Genomic DNA, 231 nt, shown 5'->3' with positions numbered 1-231 from the left:
CTGGGGCTATAGCTCAGCTGGGAGAGCGCTTGCATGGCATGCAAGAGGTCAACGGTTCGATCCCGTTTAGCTCCACCAATTTACAGGTTCAAGGTTCCGGCCACACCGTCCTTGAATCGACCGATCTCAGCTCGGTCAGTTGTATAGAAGGTTTGTGTCCCCTTCGTCTAGTGGCCTAGGACACCGCCCTTTCACGGCGGTAACAGGGGTTCGAGTCCCCTAGGGGACGCC

The 231-nt window shown here is 57.1% G+C and carries 2 tRNA genes; both read left to right on the top strand.

Annotated features, from left to right (window positions below):
- The first annotated feature begins 2 nt into the window (after positions 1-2).
- Positions 3-78 (top strand) — tRNA-Ala (locus AOA61_RS06120).
- A 78-nt stretch (positions 79-156) separates the two neighbouring features.
- Positions 157-229 (top strand) — tRNA-Glu (locus tag AOA61_RS06115).
- The last annotated feature ends 2 nt before the right edge of the window (positions 230-231 follow it).

Source organism: Pseudomonas sp. 2995-1 (genome assembly GCF_002742505.1).
GTDB classification, from domain to species: domain Bacteria; phylum Pseudomonadota; class Gammaproteobacteria; order Pseudomonadales; family Pseudomonadaceae; genus Aquipseudomonas; species Aquipseudomonas sivasensis.
The sequence above is the reverse complement of the archived record's forward strand: the minus strand, read 5'-3'. Positions and strand labels throughout refer to the sequence as shown.